At 42.3% G+C, this 17097-nt stretch carries 12 protein-coding genes; all 12 read left to right on the forward strand.

Going from position 1 to position 17097, the window contains the following annotated elements; genetic code table 11:
- Positions 1 to 234: 234 nt before the first annotated feature.
- The 12 genes from AC0KSB_RS11125 to AC0KSB_RS11180 all read left to right on the forward strand — a co-directional run bounded on the left by AC0KSB_RS11125 (position 235) and on the right by AC0KSB_RS11180 (position 17040).
- Positions 235 to 2847, forward strand: coding sequence for a cation-translocating P-type ATPase (locus AC0KSB_RS11125; RefSeq protein ID WP_472309256.1), 2613 nt, complete (start codon positions 235 to 237; stop codon positions 2845 to 2847).
- Positions 2848 to 3052: 205 nt separating this feature from the next.
- Complete coding sequence (locus AC0KSB_RS11130; protein WP_472309346.1) at positions 3053 to 4267, forward strand: helix-turn-helix domain-containing protein; 1215 nt, start codon at positions 3053 to 3055, stop codon at positions 4265 to 4267.
- A 245-nt stretch (positions 4268 to 4512) separates the two neighbouring features.
- On the forward strand, positions 4513 to 4851 hold the full coding sequence (locus tag AC0KSB_RS11135) for a hypothetical protein (RefSeq protein ID WP_472309258.1): 339 nt from the start codon (positions 4513 to 4515) through the stop codon (positions 4849 to 4851).
- Complete coding sequence (locus tag AC0KSB_RS11140) at positions 4851 to 7604, forward strand: cadherin-like beta sandwich domain-containing protein (RefSeq protein WP_472309260.1); 2754 nt, start codon at positions 4851 to 4853, stop codon at positions 7602 to 7604. Before AC0KSB_RS11135 ends, AC0KSB_RS11140 begins: the two co-directional genes overlap by 1 nt.
- A 156-nt stretch (positions 7605 to 7760) precedes the next feature.
- Positions 7761 to 8276, forward strand: a complete 516-nt coding sequence (locus AC0KSB_RS11145; RefSeq protein ID WP_472309262.1) for a hypothetical protein — start codon at positions 7761 to 7763, stop codon at positions 8274 to 8276.
- Positions 8277 to 9764 (forward strand): MBOAT family O-acyltransferase, encoded by a 1488-nt coding sequence (locus AC0KSB_RS11150; protein ID WP_472309264.1) that lies wholly within the window; start codon positions 8277 to 8279, stop codon positions 9762 to 9764.
- A gap of 48 nt (positions 9765 to 9812) precedes the next feature.
- Positions 9813 to 10943, forward strand: coding sequence for a hypothetical protein (locus AC0KSB_RS11155; RefSeq protein ID WP_472309266.1), 1131 nt, complete (start codon positions 9813 to 9815; stop codon positions 10941 to 10943).
- A 21-nt stretch (positions 10944 to 10964) separates the two neighbouring features.
- The gene (locus AC0KSB_RS11160) at positions 10965 to 11648 is read left to right on the forward strand and encodes an alpha/beta fold hydrolase (RefSeq protein WP_472309348.1); all 684 of its coding nucleotides are present in this window, start codon (positions 10965 to 10967) and stop codon (positions 11646 to 11648) included.
- A 117-nt stretch (positions 11649 to 11765) separates the two neighbouring features.
- A complete protein-coding gene (locus AC0KSB_RS11165) occupies positions 11766 to 14285 on the forward strand; it encodes a hypothetical protein (protein WP_472309268.1) in 2520 nt (839 codons plus the stop codon).
- Between the two features lie 92 nt (positions 14286 to 14377).
- Entirely contained in the window at positions 14378 to 14884 is a 507-nt protein-coding gene (locus AC0KSB_RS11170) for a flavodoxin family protein (RefSeq protein WP_472309270.1), read from the forward strand.
- A 129-nt stretch (positions 14885 to 15013) separates the two neighbouring features.
- Positions 15014 to 16408, forward strand: a complete 1395-nt coding sequence (locus AC0KSB_RS11175; protein ID WP_472309272.1) for a sensor histidine kinase — start codon at positions 15014 to 15016, stop codon at positions 16406 to 16408.
- Complete coding sequence (locus AC0KSB_RS11180; RefSeq protein WP_472309274.1) at positions 16405 to 17040, forward strand: response regulator transcription factor; 636 nt, start codon at positions 16405 to 16407, stop codon at positions 17038 to 17040. The genes AC0KSB_RS11175 and AC0KSB_RS11180 overlap by 4 nt, the downstream gene beginning before the upstream one ends.
- The last annotated feature ends 57 nt before the right edge of the window (positions 17041 to 17097 follow it).

Below are 17097 nucleotides of genomic sequence, written 5' to 3' on the forward strand. Positions count from 1 at the left end.
TCTGTATGGTCTTGTCCTTGCAAAATGCTCTACATTCTGTTATTATTGCCTCGATTCATTTATGAGGGAGTAACTGCCTCCACAGGATCTGTTATCGTCATTACAGCGAAAGCTCGGTAGCAGAAATACAGTATGTATTTAGTGAGACTCAATGAAGGCCAAAGTTGGTGCTTCTTTGGGTCTTTTTGCATGAATATATCAACAAAAGCATCAATTGTCCTAAGGAGAATGGATATGAAATCATTTTATCAGATGGAAAAAGATCAAGTCATTCGACAATTTGATGTGAAAATGACAGGACTAACAGAGGATGAAGTCTTAGAAAGTCAAAGCAAATACGGGCGCAATCAACTAGAAGAAAATAAATCGACTCAGCCATTGATTGTCTTTTTCTCTCAATTCAAAGATTTTTTAGTGGTCATCTTAATAGTTGCGGCGATTGTGTCTGCAATGATGGGGAAACTTGAAAGTACATTGGTGATTGTTGCTGTACTTATTTTAAATGCTTTACTGGGTACGATTCAGCATGTCAAGGCAGAACAATCGCTAAAAAGTTTAAAAGCGTTGTCAGCCCCTTCATCAAAAGTCATGCGAGAGGGTCAGATTAGAGAGATTCCATCTTCAGAAGTCGTTGTTGCTGACACTTTAATAATTGAAGCAGGAGATTTCATCGCTGCAGATGGCCGATTGATTGAAAGTTTTAGCCTTCAGGTCAACGAAAGTGCACTGACTGGCGAATCGGTAAGTGTAGAAAAATCAACCGATCTTATAGACAAAGACCAAGTTGCTATTGGCGACCAAGTGAATATGGTCTTCTCTAGCGGGCTTGTCACTTATGGCCGCGGAAAGGCGATTGTGACGGCAGTGGGTAATCAATCTGAGATTGGTAAAATTGCTTCTTTGCTTAAAACTGCTCAAGAAAAAGCCACTCCACTTCAAAAAAATTTGGATGCATTCGGGAAAAAACTAGCTCTGCTGATTATGGTTATTTCCGCCATTGTGTTCGGACTTAGCATGTACAGAGGCGCACCAGTGATGGATTCTTTAATGTTTGCCATCTCTCTAGCGGTTGCAGCAATTCCGGAAGCGCTTAGTTCTATTGTTACCATTGTTTTGGCTTTGGGCACACGTAAGTTAGCATCTCAAAACGCTATTATAAGAAAGTTACACTCTGTTGAGAGCTTAGGAAGCATTTCGATTATTTGCTCAGACAAAACAGGCACTTTGACACAAAACAAAATGAAAGTTCAACATATTTTTACAGATGGTCAGCTTTATGCACTAGAGCAAATTGACACTCAAAACAAGCTGCATCATAAATTGATAATGGCGGGACTTCTTTGTAGTGATGCCATTACCACCAAAGAAAAGGAAATTGGCGATCCGACAGAAATCGCATTGGTCGATTTGGGAGAGCAATTTCATCTCGATGAGCAAGTCGTTCGCGAGATTACGCCACGCCTTTCAGAATTGCCATTTGATAGCGATCGAAAATTAATGACAACACTTCAGCACATTGATGGAAAAGCCATTGTTTTTACCAAAGGAGCGATGGATGTTTTGTTAAACCGTTCAACTCACATTGAAACCTCTGAGGGAGTTCGTCCTCTTCAGCAGGAGGATCGTAAAACTTTTGAAGAAATCAATTACACATTATCCAACCAAGGTCTAAGGGTTCTTGCTTTTGCCTGGAAAGCAGTTGAGGAAGAAACTCTCACGCTTGATCATGAAGACAAAATGACTCTTTTCGGCCTCGTAGCAATGATGGATCCTCCGAGAGCAGAATCAAAAGCTGCTGTCGAAAGCTGTATAAAAGCAGGGATTCGTCCAATTATGATTACCGGAGATCACAAGGTAACTGCTTCCGCCATTGCTCGTCAAATTGGTATCTTACAAGAGGGGGAGATGGCCATTGAAGGTGCAGAAATCGAAGCGTTAACCGATGAAGCGCTCATTGCTTTGGTACCTTCAGTGTCCGTTTATGCCAGGGTTTCACCAGAGCATAAGATACGAATTGTAAGTGCTTGGCAAGCACTGGGTCATATTGTCGCAATGACCGGTGACGGTGTCAATGATGCACCTGCCTTGAAGCGCGCAGATATTGGTATTGCTATGGGCATTACCGGGACAGAAGTTGCTAAAGATGCTTCCAGTATGGTGCTCACTGATGATGATTTCTCAACAATTGTCAAAGCCATAAACAATGGGCGAAGCATTTATGGCAACATAAAAAATGCAGTAAAATTCCTGCTTTCAGGAAATACCGCAGGTATTTTGACCGTTGTATACGCTTCAATCGCTGGCTTACAGGCGCCATTTGCACCTGTCCATTTGCTCTTTATCAACCTCTTAACCGATAGTTTGCCTGCAATTGCCATCGGCATTGAGCCAGCTCATGGGGAACTGATGAGGCAAAAACCTAGAGATGCAAGCAAACCCATTCTTGATAAAGCCTTTGCCTTCAAGGTCATCTACGAAGGCGCAATAATCGCAATTGTTACCACAATCGCTTATTACATCGGTTTCAACATCGATGGACACGGCGATGCCATGACTATGGCGTTTGCAACGCTCAGTTTGTCACGTCTTGTTCACGGTCTAAACTGCAGAACGGATGCTCCTTTGACTCTCAAAACCTTATTCATGAATCCTTTTAGCTACTTAGCACTTATTTTAGGAACTCTTCTACTAAGTACAGTGCTGTTGGTAAAACCTCTACATGGTATCTTTGAAATTAGCCTTTTAACACCTGGTCAATATGTGACTATCGGACTTTTGTCTCTTGTTCCTCTTGTGGTAGTTCAAATTTTTAAACGCATTAAATGGCATTTTTATTCAAACAAGTAGCCAGACATAGCATAATACAAAAACCGCAAGGCTAATAAATGTTACACGTATTTTTCCTTAAATATTCTCTATTTTGAAATTTACTGTTGACAATAGTTTCTGTCTCATTTTTTGCAATTAATCTCAAAGATATCACTCGTTGAAACACGTCGTTCAAACGACTATAATGAAATTATAATTTTTCATGAGAAAAGGTTGTTTGAAGATGGAATACATATCTGTTATAGATGCTTCAGAAAGATGGGGTGTTTCTCCCAGACAGGTGCAACGGCTTTTAGCCGCCAAGAGGATACCGCACGCTAAAAAATACGGAAGAACGTGGATGATACCTAGGGATGCAAAAAAGCCCTCCGATCCCCGTAGAGAAAAAAAGCCGCAGGAGCAATCGCTATCCTCCAGACTTGTCTATATGATGGAAGCCACTTCTATACCTATGCCCACCCATAATCCCGACGCTATTTTGGACATGGTGAAAGATGAAAAGGTTCGGCTTCAATATGAAGCCGAGCTTGCCTATCTACGGGGCGATTTTGAGCAAACCATGTACTGCTATTATAAAACCCAAGGAGACGAAGGGGCAAGGCTGCGGGCATCCCTGACAGCTGTGGCGGCAGCTATCAGTCTAGGAGATTACCCTGCGTATATGAATGTTGAAGCATATCTCAAAAGTTATGTGAAAAAAGGCTGTAGCAGTGATACTTCCGCTATGGCGGAGCTTGCTCTGGCCAGTGTCGCCGTCAGCGTGGTTGCCCCCAAGATGGTTCCCAAGTGGCTTTCCGAAGGAGATTTCAGTGCATTCCCTCCACAGACGAATTTGCCGTACATGCTCTATTTGAGGGCGAAATACTTTATGTGTATCGGTAAATATGAAATCGCGTTGGCTATAGCCCAGACTGCACTGGCTTTTAGCTCATCGGAGCGAGGGATAAGTTTTCCCGACATTTATCTGTGGATCGTATGTGCTCACGCTTGTTATTGTCTTGGGCGAGGTAATGAGGCCAAGTGTTGGCTGTTGGAAGTCATGGGTATTGCTCTTCCTCATGGCTTTATCACGCCCTTTGCGGAAACTGTTTCTATTTTCGGCGGCCTTGTTGAGCAGTGTTTGGAAGAAGCCTTTCCCCATTGTTGTGACACCATCAACAGACAGTGGGAGAGGACGGTTAAAAACTGGATTACTTTTCACAACCATTTTACCAAGAATAACATAACACTGATACTTTCCCTTCGTGAATACCATCTGGCACAGCTTGTAGCTCGGCGTGTTCCTTATGAAAAAATAGCAAAACAGTTTAATATTTCCGTCGGCAGACTCAAGAATATCATGTTGGAAATATACGAAAAATTATACATTTCCAGCCGGAACGAGCTTGCCCAATATGTTATAGTAACGGATCAAGAAGATTATATAAACAGAAACTGACATTTTATTAGGTCGTTCAAACGACTACAAAAAAAGCTGCCATGCATTTATAAAATGGCTTTAATAGGCAGTTTTACGGAAAATTATTACTGAGACAGATGACAATATATGTATGAAACACCTCCAAAAACGTGACTTTTTGAGGGTGAAAAATCACTCCATAAGAAGGAAATTACCCCCTATGATAGTAATGTAAAGCTATTATAGGGGATTTTTATTCCTATTGAAGAAGGGAGTCTTAGAGAATGAACTTTGAACAAAAGCAGCCGTACAAGGTATATCAGGCGGGAGGTCGCAAATTTCCCGTTTACCTTGAATACGATAAGCAGCTTGATCAGAGCTACCCAGCCTACCCCAACTTTAAGGAACACCCTGAGTATACCGAAGAAGGACGACCCTTCGCCACAGCGGAGCAGGAGAACTGTCTTCATTGTAAACCAACAGCTCTGGGGAAGCCATTATCCGGTGACTGTGGAGGTTGCGGTTGGTTTTACCGGGAGCAGACACCCTGCGACCCTATTGGAATCTGTATGAGCGATGCACGTCGACGAGAAAATGAATCAGTAAAGGAGGAGAAAACATAATGAAAACAAAAAGATTTTTAAGCCTGCTGCTGTGTGCGGTACTTATTTTGACAATGTTACCGTGGGTGATAATGGCAGAAGAAAATGGAGATTTTGCTGGGGGAAGTGGGGATGAAGCTGACCCATGGGAGATTGCCAACTGGCACCACTTGAATAACGTCAGGAAGTACGGGGTAGAAGGTGATGAAAATTATCAGACCGGTAGCTATTTTAAACTGATTGCTGACCTGAATGAGGCTACTGACGGTTATGAGGATTACGCTAGTAGTTCAGCCAATGCCGGTTCCGGCTGGGAGCCTATTGGAGTATATGTTAATTGGAATTCCACAGAAAATATTCACTTCACCGGCACCTTCGACGGAGACGGGCATACCATCAGCGGCCTTTTCATCAACAGACCGGATAAAAATGGCGGCTTGTTCGGTTACACCAATAATGCTGCCATAAAAAATCTGAGGCTGGTGGACTTTGACGTGACCGGCAATAATAATATCGGCGGACTGGTGGGGTATAATGACGGCTCCATCGAAAACTCCTATGCCACGGGCGATGTGACCGGCAATAATAATGTCGGCGGTTTGGTGGGGTATGACATTGGCGGTACCATCACTAACTCCTACGCCACAGGCAACGTCGAGGGCAATAATAATGTCGGCGGTCTGGTGGGGGAGATCCTCCATGGAGGCATCACTAACTCCTACGCCACGGGCAGCGTCAATGGCAATAGTGTTGTCGGCGGTCTGGTGGGGTATAACCAGGGAGGCATCACCAACTCCTATGCCACGGGCAGCGTCAATGGCAATACTGTTGTCGGCGGACTGGTGGGGTATGACATTGGCGGTACCATCACTAACTCCTACGCCACGGGCAGCGTCGAAGGCAATGATAGGGTCGGTGGACTGGTGGGGTTTAATGGAGGCACCATCACCAACTCCTACGCCACGGGCGGAGTCGAGGGCAGTGTCGAGGGCAGTGGCGCTGTCGGTGGACTGGTGGGGTTTAATAGTAATGGAGGCACCATCACCAACTCCTACGCCAAGGGCAGTATCGAGGGCGGTGGTGTTGTCGGTGGACTGGTGGGGTGGTACTTTAACGGTCCCATTACCAACTGCTTTTATGATTATGAGGCTACTGGTCTTGGGGAAACTGGTGTTGGCAACGGCAGCAGTGTTGGTGTTACGGGCAAAACCACCGCCGAGATGAAGCAGCAGGGAACCTTTACGGGTTGGAGTTTTGATACCATCTGGCGTATAGAAGAGAATAAAACCTACCCTTATCTCGCATGGGAACCCAGGCTGGCCACTATAACACTAAGCATCGGCAGCTTAAGCCCAGCCTTTAATTCTGAAACTTTAAGCTATACAGCCAGCGTGGCAAACAGCATCGGCAGCATTACTGTGACCGCAACCCCAACTGCCGACCATGTAGGTGCTGACATTACGGTAAACGGTTCAGCTGTAGCCAGCGGTACGGCTTCCTCGGACATTGCTCTTGAGGTGGGCGCGAATACAATTACAGTTATCGTCACAGCTCAAGATACTAATACCACTGAAATCTATACAATTACCATTACCCGGGAACCGAGCAGCGATGCCGCACTAGCCGGTCTTAACATCAGCACTGGCACACTCTCTCCCGTTTTTGAGAGTGGTACCTATACTTACACCGCAACGGTTGGTAACAGCGTGACCAGCCTGCCCTTCACACCCACGGCAAGGGATGCAAACGCAACAATTACGGTAAACGGTTCAGCTGTAGCCAGCGGCACGGCTTCCTCGGACATTGACCTTAAGGTGGGCGCGAATACAATTACAGTTATCGTCACAGCTCAAGATACTAATACCACTGAAATCTATACAATTACCATTACTCGGGAACCGAGCAGCGATGCCGTGATACCCGATCCTCCGAAACCTGACAGTGATGCCTTGATACCCGATCCCCCGAAACCTGGCAGCGATACCGTGATACCCGATACCCCGAAACCTGGCAGCGATACCGTGATACCCGATCCCCCAAAACCTGGCAGTGATGCAGTGATACCCGATCCCTCGAAACCTAGCAATGATGCAGTGATATCCGATCCTCCGAAATCTGGCAGTGATGCCGTAATATCCGATCCCCCGAAATTTGACAGTGATGCTGCGATATCTTATCCCCAGAAAGGTGATGTAAAACGGATAATCAAAGAATACACCGTAACCTTTGTAGATCATGATGGAACACCATTAAAGGAAGAGATCATTAAACATGGGCAGGCTGCAACAGCACCGACAGGTCTGATAAGAGAAGGATATACCTTTAGCGGTTGGAGTGCGGATTACAGTAATGTAACTGATAATGTAATTATTGAAGCCTTGTACAATATTAATCAATATACTGTTTCTTTTGAAAGCAACGGCGGGAGTACTATAGATTCAATTAAAGCAGATTTTGATTCACTCATAACTGCACCAACAGCACCGATAAAAACAAATCACGATTTTGCTGGTTGGTATAAAGATTCAGGATTAACGACAATATGGGACTTCAACTCCGATAGAATACCATCAACGGATATAACGTTATACGGAAAATGGATAATCACAGAATACTCCGTACCTATAGATGATAATGGTCATACTGTAACAGCACCGGCAGAAACGATAAAAGAGGGGAATAGAAGTAGTAACCTATTATGGGTAGGTTTTATATCAGGAAGCATCCTCTTAATGGCATTGTTTTTGATTATAAAAAAAAGATCAGTTCAATAAAAGAGGACTATATATTCATAGTTGAAATCCAAATTGAGCTTATCAATGGCGATTTTTAACATTATACTGAACACTGACGTCTGTAAAAAACACCTTGGAACTTTTCATCTGTTTTAAGCGTCTAAGGCAAAGATTAAACAGATGGAGGATCATAAAATGAAAAAAATCTTACAAACGATCTCAGTGATCATGCTCTCTCTTATGCTGGCGCTTTCGGCTGCCAGCTGTGCAGGTCGAGGTGATGACAAGAAGCCTGGCGGTAATCTGGAGGGTTCACTCGAAGATATTCTCAAGCAGATATATGAAAAAGCAGAGCTTAGTGATGATTTCCGTGAATATACTCTTGATAGTTTATTATTGGATGAGATCGATGAAGAGAACGAAGAATATCATCTTGGTAAAAACGGCATAGTCTATAAAGAGGCTATTGTTTCAGAACCGATGATGATGCCTTCGGCTTATGCGCTATGTTTGATAAGAGCTAATGAGGATCAGGACATTGAAGCACTGAAAACTGAAATCAAAGATAGTGCTAATCCAAACAAATGGGTCTGTGTTGGGATTGATGAAAAGAATGTACTGGTCGACAATATAGGCGATGTTGTTATTCTGGTTATGAGTGATGATAATGCCCAGGCAATTATGGATGCGTTCAAGACGCTGGTTGCATAAATGGTATTTTCCAGTATAAGCTTTCTTTTTTTCTTCCTGCCGACAGTACTAATTATTTACTATTTAGTACCGGCAAGAGTTAGAAACCTGGTTTTACTTTTGGCTAGTCTTCTATTCTACGCATGGGGAGAGCCGGTCTATGTGATTATTATGCTTTTCTCATGCTTGTCTGGCTATATCCATGGCCTGCTAATTGAGAACAAGGTAGCCGGGCGGCATACTAAACTGCTGCTCGGTTCCTCTATTATTATAAGTCTGGGATTGCTTTTGTTTTTCAAGTACAGTGATTTTTTGATCATAAATTTCAATTTTTTTACAGGAAACCGTTTGGAACTTCTACACATAGTCCTGCCTATAGGTATCAGTTTTTATACTTTTCAGATTATTTCCTATACGATTGATGTATATCGCGGCCAGATCAATGCCCAGAAGAATCTGATTGATTTTGCCGCCTATATTACATTTTTCCCGCAGCTGATTGCCGGGCCAATAGTTAGATACAGTGATATATCTACTCAACTTACAAATCGATTAAGTTATCATAAATCTTCAGGATCTGCATATTCCGAAGCTTTACCAAAAACAAAGCTTGTAAAATTGCTCACATCTTCTATTTCTGAGGGCATCATGCGTTTTACAATCGGGCTTGCAAAAAAGGTATTGCTTGCAAACAGCTTTGGTGAGTTGGTAAAACTATTAGAGAACAGCGCTTCATCTGTTTTATCAATATGGCTGCTGAGTGTTGCTTTTACAATGCAGATTTACTTCGATTTTTCAGGCTATAGTGATATGGCAATTGGACTAGGCCGCATGTTCGGCTTCCAGTTTCCAGAAAATTTCCGATACCCGCTTACAGCAACCAGCATCTCAGACTTCTGGAGACGCTGGCATATATCGCTTGGCAGCTGGTTCAGGGACTATGTTTATTTCCCGCTAGGAGGCTCACGCTGCAACAAAATAAGATTGCTAAGAAATCTGCTCATCGTATGGTCATTGACCGGATTATGGCATGGTGCTGCGTGGAATTTTATTATATGGGGTCTCTATTTTGCTATCCTTCTTACAATCGAAAAACTCATTAACTTCGACAGATTAAAACTGCCAGAATTATTAAAAAGAATCATTACCATTATGCTCATTCTGATAAGTTTTATCATATTTTACTCAGGAAGCCTGGTACAGGCAGCGGCGCTAATCAGAGATATGCTTCCTGGCTCAACCCTTGCACCTTACGATCAAATAAGCCTGTATTATCTGCGCAGTTATTTGTTCACATTAATGGTCGGCATTACTGCAGCTACTCCTATACCGGCAAAAGTTATCAGATTTTTGCTAAGTCCACATGCTGCAAATCATAATAATAGCCGAATTGTTCTACCGCAACTGGTTAAATTGCTAGCCCCCGTGTTTATGCTGGCGCTTCTTGTACTTTCTACTGCGGGAATTGTAGATAGCTCGTTCAATCCGTTCATTTATTTCAGATTTTAAAACATAGCTATATCTCTCAATCCTGCTTTTATAAAGGAATGATATAAAATGGGTAAAAATGAATCAAAGATATTAACAATCGTACATTTTACAGTGATAGGACTATTTAGCATGTTCATTTTGAGCATGTCAGTCCTGCATATCTTCTTTGAAGATCATGACTATTCATTTTCTGAGAGAAGATCACTTGCAGAGATGCCGAAAATTGATCTTGATTCAATAGAAAACATAGATTTTTCTGAAACTATCGAGAAATATCTGCTTGATCATTTTCCATTTAGAGATAATTTCAGATCAATCAAAGCCGGTTCCGATTTATTCTTGTTGCGCAGATTGGACATTAATGGCATTTATGCTCATCGGGACAGTCTTTTTAAGACTGAATATCCTTTGAGAGAGAATAAAATCGAACAGGCTGCTGAGCTTATTGAGCTATTAAGCAGCAATATGCTGGCAGACCTAAATTGCTTTTATGCGGTTATTCCTGACAAAAGTTTCTACCTGGCAGAAACTATAAAACACCCTCAAATCGACCAGATTAGAATAGAGGAGTTGATGAATAATACGATAAAAACCAGCACAAGACTGACACTTTCACCAGAGTTATCTGCAGAGCATTATTACAAAACAGATCTTCACTGGGATCAATCTATGCTGCCGGAAATCGCGTCTTTTTTAGCAGACAAAATGCTCAGAGACAGCATCGGAGATCTGCCACATTATGAGACACATCAATATAGTCCATTTTATGGTTCATGGCACGGACGTTGGGTGATTGGTCATGAGCCTGATACATTAACCTGGCTCAGCAATGAGATCATAGAAACAGCCGAGGTATATGATCATTATGATGGCAGAAGTAAAGATATTTATGAGATTGAGGCACTTAATAGACCTGATGCCTACGATATATATTTAAATGGTGCCAAACCACTGCTTACTATCAGCTCTAATCGAGATGATTCTGAAAACTCAAATAAGCTATACCTATTCAGAGATTCATTTGGTAGCAGTCTTGCACCACTTATGCTTGCTTATTACGACGAAATCATCTTAATAGATTTAAGGTATGTGTCGGCTGCTTCGCTGGAAAATTTTATTGATTTTACGCCAGGTGCCGACGTTCTTTTTCTCTTAAGCTCTATGACACTCAATAACAGCGATATGCTTAAACGCTGATCATAGAAGGGCGAATATAGAATTGCTGTAGTAGAGAAATTCGGTTATGGATGGAGTGATACCTCAAATAGTTCAAGGGATATAGATACTATACTTGAGGAAACTCGTAAAGCCCTTGAACTTTCTGGGGAGAAAGCCCCTTTTGTACTTTTTCCTCATTCTATGTCAGGACTAGAAGCGATATACTGGGCACAAAAATACCCGGATGAAGTAAAAGCTATTATAGGATTAGATCCATGTACCCCTGAAGCAATTGATATTCTACCTAGGGTTGAGAAAGCACAGTTATACTCTATGTATTTAATATCAAGAATAGGTTTATCAAGGTTTATGCCTGAATCTGATGTAGAAGAAAATTTTCCGCTTATGAGATCAAGTGATTTGACGGAAAAAGACAAGTTACAGTATATGGCAGTATTTTTTAAAAGTTCCGTTACAGGAGATATGTTAAGAGAAATAGAATTCCTAAAAGAAAATGCACAAACAGTAAAAAACAAAGAAACTCCTTTCGATATACCTATGTATTTTTTTATTTCCGATGATCAAGAGTCGATAGCATCAGGCTGGGAAAAAGCCTTAACAGGATACTTATCAAATCTTAGTATCGGAAAATCTCAAAAACTTGAAACTAGCCATTATGTTCATCATGAGAAAGCAGATATAATTGCTTTTGAATCCAAAGAATTCTTAAAACAGATAAAATGAATATTTTTGATAAAGGCAAGCGATTATCAGAAAAGTTATTTTTCCCCTTTTTAACATCCATGTCAGATTTTACATATACGATGATATAATGAAAAAAAAGAAAAGAAGGAGGAACCCATGGAGAAAGACTTTTCTCGAGCAGGAAGGTTTGCCCTGTGGCGCAGGGTGTTTCTTTTGCTAGGTATTTCCCTGTTTTTGTTGACTTTTTTTTACGCATCCACCGCCCCTATGGTACATATGAAAGCGGTCGATATTTCTTTTCTCCAGAAACTGGAGTTATCCAATGAGGTGGTTACCGAGAGAAATCGTTATCTGGCTGATTTGCCGCCTGGTGAATATCTGAAAATACTGGCTGATGGATCTCTTCTGGTCTGGGAAGGTGACAAAACAGAACTGGATTTGGTGGCTCAGGGAAGCACTCCCCCAGGATGGGAACAGAGAGTCTTTGAGAGAGACGGGCTTGTCCAACCTGGATTTTACTTTAGAGCCACTGAAGAGCCCGTGGCCACATTGCTGAAAAATTGGGAAAACCGGAGCCAGAAGTTGTATGTGCCCTTGAATTCCTTGGAGGATGATCCCGTACGAGTCGTATCTCTTTTATATGAACCATTTCCTCTGGAAACAATTTCCTTTGGAGGATCAGCTCGTTTCCATCCACCAGTTTCAATGATACACACGACCAGAGGGATTTCCTGGATTTTTCTTCTGTTGGGCTTTTTGTTGTATTTGATTTTGCCACGAGATCGGGATCGGGATTCGGGGCTTGTGATGCCCCTTTGGAAAACCAGAATGAACGATTTTGCTATAGTGCTACTATTTACAACCTTTTTTGGAATGCCTCTTTTGATTACTGGCAGTGTTGGTAATGCCTTGAGGGAAGGTATTCTCTTGACAATCCCCCTGTGGGGGATGTCTCTTTTTGCCGTGTGTTTGGCTGTGGTTAACGCTTGGTATGAAAGTTTCTCCCTGCATCTGGAAGATGACGGTGTTCAGATGGTCTCTTACCGAGGGCAGGTGGATCTATTCTGGCGAGACATAAGGGGAGTTGGCTACGTCGAAAAGCGAATGAAGCCAATCTTTCGATTGTTAATGTGGCTGGTCTTCTTGTTTTCAAGAGGCTCTACCAGTTTGGTTATGGGAAGCCAGCTTACTTTTACCCGGGGAGCAATGGCTCAGGGCTTAAGATTTACTAAAAATACCGGAGAAACCGTTGATTTGTGGCTTCTTGACGGTGGAGCTCAGGCTCTGATTGGTCAGCATGAAAAGCTGATTTCTTCGTTGGAGGGTGCTGGAATTTCTTTCAATCAAGAACCCGCCCTGGAAACCTCTATAGGAAGCATCGGAGGGAAAAGGCTTTGGCCTAGAAAGAAGATGGTGATACCTCTTTTGTGCGGTACAATCATTGTTGCTCTGACTCTTTCAATCCAAATATTACTGATGTTGGGAGAATCTACCAGAACCGTTTCTTTTACCGGTACACCTTCCCAGAGCGATGAAAGTTTCGTCCTACCAGGCCCCGACGAAAGTATTGTTCTGGGGAATCTGACCGTTGACGTCCTGGTTCCAACCTGGACTACCCTGTGGGGGGAAGAAGGGGTTGAACGAACCGATGCACTTTCGTCTGGTCCGGAAGACACATTTTATGCAGCCGGAATGACATCTTCTGGCGGCATCCGCGCGGCTGGACTTGTTCTTCACGTGGACGCACAGGGGCGTGTTTTGGAAGAAGTCATTTTATCTATGACGGGACGGGAGGTTTTTCTTGCTGACATTGTGGCAACGGCCAACGGCGCCGTGGTAACCGGAACAGCCGGCACCTATCTGGGCAGAAACGGTTTTCTCACCGGAATTTCTTCTGGAGGAGATATTTCATGGCATCAGGATTTGGAAGGAGAATCCAGTAGCAGTGGTGGAGCTTTAACTGTGAACACAGATAACAATCTGGTCTGGGCCGGACATCTGGATTCTGAAAGTTTTATCAGGCTTCTTACTCCTGACGGTTTGGAGTTGGACGTCTTTGGGGTCGGGGAGGGTGATCGCCAAGGAGCTGTTTCCTCTTTAGTTCCTGCTCCCAAGGGGATTTGGGCCGTGGGTTCTATACCAGACTCCTCAGGAGAATTTACGGATCCCATGGTGGCTTTGTTCGGGGAAGATGGCAAACTGGAGTTTTTCTGGAACGAGGGTGGCCCTCGGGATGATATTCTTTTGGGGTCGGTCAGTTGTCCAGCCGGTCTTTTTGCCACAGGTGCATCAAGAATACAGGAGCACTGGGATCGACACTTGATATATCTCTTGATGGGAGAAGAAGGCGTCATCTGGCAAAAAAACTTCCGAGCTCCCGACCACCATCTTACCGGGGTGGCAGCAGCTGTTCTTCCTCAAGGTGACTTTCTTATGCTTGTACAAGTGGGGAATGACCATATGTCTCACTATTTCACATTTCTTCTCAGGACAGATCCACATGGTGAACCTATTTCGGCTCATCGACTCTACCTAGATGGAAGCGTGCGGGGAACAGCTCTGCTTGTAGCGGCTGATGGATCTGTGGTGGTGGGTGGCACAACCGGCCCTCTGCCTGACCGGGGTTCTGCCTCAATGGTTCTCATGGGTGTGTCCGCTGCTGACCTGACACCATAAATCACTTTGATTAAACGGTGTAACAGTCGGTAAGAAGGTAATGGAAATTTTCTTGTTCGGCATACACAAGTTAAAGACCAGGAGGTTTGTTAATGAAGATTGCAATTATCGTACATTCTCAGACAGGAAATACATTTTCTGTAGGTCAGAAAATTTTTGAACGTTTACAAAATGATGGACATGAGGTTAGTTTAGTACGAATTCAGAATGTTGGTGATTCTAATGGAAAAAACAAAGCTTCCTCTCTCGTATTAGACTGTACTCCTGAAGTTAAAGGAGTAGATGCTGTTATTTTCGGCGGTTGGGTTGAGGCTTTCAACCTATGCCCTGGGTTTAGAATATACCTCCAACAATTGGATACAATTAAAGAGTCAAGAATTTTATGCTTTGTGACCCAACATTTTCCTTATAAATGGATGGGTGGAAGTAATGCTCTTAATCAAATCAGAAAAAAGCTTAATGCAAAGGGAAACGATATTGAGAGTCTTGGCGTTATCAATTGGACCAATAAAAAAAGAGAGCAGCAAATTGAGGCTTTGGTATCTGAAACAAGTGATTATTTTAAAGGGACACCAAGTGCCAGACAAGGTTCCAAGTAACTTTGGCTGTAATGCCTTATTGCCAGTTGGTTTAAGGCTTTTGATCTTAAGACTAGAGTGTCCCCAAGGCGGTTATCTTTTGTATCGTCTCATATGGTATACTGTGCCTAATAATTTTTGGGAGTTTTTATGGAAGTTAATGATTTACTGCCAATCGTTGTTCCTGGGATAATTATACAGTTGCTTGTTATGGCATATTATATTAAACACTGTTGGGAAAACGATTCATTATCTCAAAAGCAAAAGGTTGTTTATATTATTGCTATCGCAATTTTTAATTTGCTGGCAGCAGCGGCTTATTTGTTCTTTACTCGCCCCAAATCAAAGAACATAAATGAAGACTATGTGGATATGGAAGTTGATAACCATATTCGTCAGGGTATTTTTGTTTTGCTGATTACCGCTTTTGAGATATTAGCGCTGCGAATAATTTCTCAGAATATTCACAACCAGTACTATTCACTTATTATCGCCTTGCTTGGCCTATGTTTTGCTATTATTTTAATCAACGGTTTACTTGTGAAAAAGCAACATGTGTTGCTGTACTTCTTGTTGCCTGCATTACAGATTTTACTTGTGGTACCGATAGAATTTATTGACAGCAGTTACAATGGACAGTTCATCGTGATGATTGTTTTAGCAGGGATTATTAATGGCTTTCCACTGCGGTTTATTAAATTCTATTCGTTTGGCGCTTTTGTTATTTATTTAACTTCCAATATCATTAAAGCTTTAAAGGTCTACGGTACAGATTCCGAAGAAATTGTTACGTATGTCTATGTCAATATGCTTATATTTTTGTTAGTATTCATAGCATTTTATACACTAAAAAAACAACTCTTGGTGAATAAGAGACTGGAAAATGCACTATCAACGCTGAAAGAACAATCTTTGCAGCTTGAGCAAATGAGTGCTATAAAAGAGCGAACTCGTATCGCTGGAGAAATACACGACAATGTTGGACATAGGCTGACTAGTGCCATGATTTCTATTGAAGCTGGAGAAAAGTTACTGAGTATAAATAGCAAAGAAGCGCTTGAAAAGTTTTCTCTGGCAAAAAAGCAGGTAAAACGCGGTCTGGATGATATCCGCAGCTCAGTTAAAGCCATTCAAAAAGGTGGTGAAAAAACGTTTGCAGCAGCTCTTGAAGAACTGATTGAAGATATTTACCAGAATACAGGTCTTACTATATCGCATATTGTGGAACTCAGATTTGAATTGCTGCCTATTCAGAAGAATGTACTTTTGGCAGCCATAAAGGAATGTGCAACCAATAGCTTAAAGCACGGAAAAAGTACAAAGTGTGATCTGCTTTTGCAGGAGTACAAAGGCAGTGTAAACATGACCTTCAGCGATGATGGCAAGGGTACGAATGATTTTAGCTATGGATTTGGATTGCAAAACATGGCATTACGCATACAAAGCCTCGGCGGCACAATGACGACTCATAGTACGCAAGGCGAAGGCTTTACCGTTAGTATATCCATGCCGGCGGGAACCCACACAGAAGGAGAACTTGTATGAGCATCCGTGTATTGTTGACAGACGATCAAACGCTGATTCGTGACGGCCTGCGTGCACTGCTTCATAATCAAGAAGACATTACCGTGATCGGTGAAGCTGGAAATGGACAAGAGGCGCTTGAGCTGACAAAAAAACTTAATCCCGATATTGTTTTGATGGATATTCGTATGCCCAAAATGGATGGGGTGGAGGCAACACGGCTTATTAAACAGGAATGTCCGCAGACAATCGTAATTGTACTGACTACTTTTGATGACGATGAATACATTATCAATGCTATGACATATGGTGCATCTGGTTATCTGCTCAAAGATATCGGCAGTGAAAAGCTGATTGGTGCAATACGCGACAGCCTGAACGGCAATATTATTCTGCCTGGACGTGTAGCTGCAAAAATCACTTCGCATCTGACACCAAGATCAGCAGCCCCTGAAGTTACACTTGATGACTTTACTGGGCGTGAAATCGAAATCATACGCCTGCTGACAAATGGGAAAAGTAACAAGGAAATATCCGATGAGTTGTATTTATCGGTTGGCACAGTCAAAAACTATATCAGCCAGATATATTTGAAAATAAATGTTAGTGACCGCACGAACGCATTGCTATTTTTCAAAAAACTTGGACTTTAAGTGACACTATATTTCCATCTTTAAGATAATACTTTTGAGAAGCTTAAAGCTTCTCTT

The organism is Ercella succinigenes (assembly GCF_900002895.1).

What these genes read in the sequence shown, in the direction of transcription:
- AC0KSB_RS11125 (WP_472309256.1), top strand. Translation starts at nt 235, where the DNA reads ATGAAATCATTTTATCAGATGGAAAAAGATCAAGTCATTCGACAATTT.
- AC0KSB_RS11130 (WP_472309346.1), top strand. Translation starts at nt 3,053, where the DNA reads ATGGAATACATATCTGTTATAGATGCTTCAGAAAGATGGGGTGTTTCT.
- AC0KSB_RS11135 (WP_472309258.1), top strand. Translation starts at nt 4,513, where the DNA reads ATGAACTTTGAACAAAAGCAGCCGTACAAGGTATATCAGGCGGGAGGT.
- AC0KSB_RS11140 (WP_472309260.1), top strand. Translation starts at nt 4,851, where the DNA reads ATGAAAACAAAAAGATTTTTAAGCCTGCTGCTGTGTGCGGTACTTATT.
- AC0KSB_RS11145 (WP_472309262.1), top strand. Translation starts at nt 7,761, where the DNA reads ATGAAAAAAATCTTACAAACGATCTCAGTGATCATGCTCTCTCTTATG.
- AC0KSB_RS11150 (WP_472309264.1), top strand. Translation starts at nt 8,277, where the DNA reads ATGGTATTTTCCAGTATAAGCTTTCTTTTTTTCTTCCTGCCGACAGTA.
- AC0KSB_RS11155 (WP_472309266.1), top strand. Translation starts at nt 9,813, where the DNA reads ATGGGTAAAAATGAATCAAAGATATTAACAATCGTACATTTTACAGTG.
- AC0KSB_RS11165 (WP_472309268.1), top strand. Translation starts at nt 11,766, where the DNA reads ATGGAGAAAGACTTTTCTCGAGCAGGAAGGTTTGCCCTGTGGCGCAGG.
- AC0KSB_RS11170 (WP_472309270.1), top strand. Translation starts at nt 14,378, where the DNA reads ATGAAGATTGCAATTATCGTACATTCTCAGACAGGAAATACATTTTCT.
- AC0KSB_RS11175 (WP_472309272.1), top strand. Translation starts at nt 15,014, where the DNA reads ATGGAAGTTAATGATTTACTGCCAATCGTTGTTCCTGGGATAATTATA.
- AC0KSB_RS11180 (WP_472309274.1), top strand. Translation starts at nt 16,405, where the DNA reads ATGAGCATCCGTGTATTGTTGACAGACGATCAAACGCTGATTCGTGAC.